This is a genomic window from Pseudonocardia xinjiangensis, assembly GCF_012911925.1.
Taxonomy (GTDB): domain Bacteria; phylum Actinomycetota; class Actinomycetes; order Mycobacteriales; family Pseudonocardiaceae; genus Pseudonocardia; species Pseudonocardia xinjiangensis.
Map to the genome: position 1 here is coordinate 1 of NZ_JAAXKY010000305.1, position 1,087 is coordinate 1,087.

Sequence of the window (1,087 nt, forward strand, 5' to 3'; positions counted from 1 at the left end):
GCGCGGCGAACGTCTACTCGGGTGCGGTGTTCCTGTCGTTCCTGGGTGCGGTCGGTGGGCTGTTGGGGGCGTTGCACGCCTCGGGCCTGCTGACCTGGGTGGGTGCGGTGTCGGAGCGGCATCGGGTGTTCAGCGTGGCGGTGTTGCTGATCGCGGCGTTGTTGTTGCCGTTGACGGGTGCGGGTAGTGAGTACTGGTTGACGGTGTCGGCGAACATCGGGGTGTATGCGGCCACGGCGATCGGGCTGAACATCGTGGTGGGTCTGGCCGGGTTGCTGGACCTGGGGTACGTCGCGTTCCTCGGTATCGGGGCGTTCGTGGCGGCGAACCTGTCGGGTGCGGCTGCGTCGCAGGTGGGGATCGAGTTGCCGTTCCCGCTGGTGATGGTGATCTCGGCGGTGGTGGCGGGGATCTTCGGGGCGATCGTGGGGTCGCCGACGCTGCGGGTGCGTGGGGATTATCTGGCGATCGTGACGTTGGCGTTCGGTGAGATCTTCGTGCGGAGTGCGCAGAACAACATCGGTGGGTTGACGGGTGGGTCGAACGCGATCCCGGGGATTCCGCCGGTGTCGTTGTTCGGGAACGACTTCAACGATGCGTTGGTCATCGGTGGGCTGCGGTTGGCGCCGGGTGTCTTGTATTACGTGTTGATCGTGTTGATCGTGGCTGCGGTCATGTTGGTGTTCGCGAACTTGAAGAGTTCGCGGTTGGGCCGGGCGTGGATCGCGATCCGGGAGGATGAGGACGCGGCCCGGGCGATGGGGATCCGGACGGGTCCGATCAAGATCTTGGCGTTCCTGATCGGGGCGACGTTGGCGGGGTTCGCGGGGGCGTTCTTCGCGCACAAGACCGCGACGGTGTCGTATGAGAGTTTCCGGTTCCTGGAGTCGGTGACGTTGCTGGCTGCGGTGATTCTGGGTGGGATGGGCACGATCCCGGGTGCGGTGTTGGGGGCGTCGATCCTGTTCGTGTTGCCGGAGAAGCTGCGGGAGTTCTCCGACTACCGGTTGTTGCTGTTCGGTATCGCCCTGATTCTGATCATGCGGTTCCGGCCGCAGGGGCTGGTGCCCGACCGGCACCGCCGCGC

General features: G+C 65.4%; 1 protein-coding gene. It reads left to right on the forward strand.

What is annotated here, in order from left to right; all coding sequences use genetic code 11:
- Nucleotides 1-1,087, forward strand: a 1,087-nt coding sequence (locus tag HF577_RS37195; RefSeq protein ID WP_211175441.1) for a branched-chain amino acid ABC transporter permease, incomplete at both ends; no start/stop codon positions are given.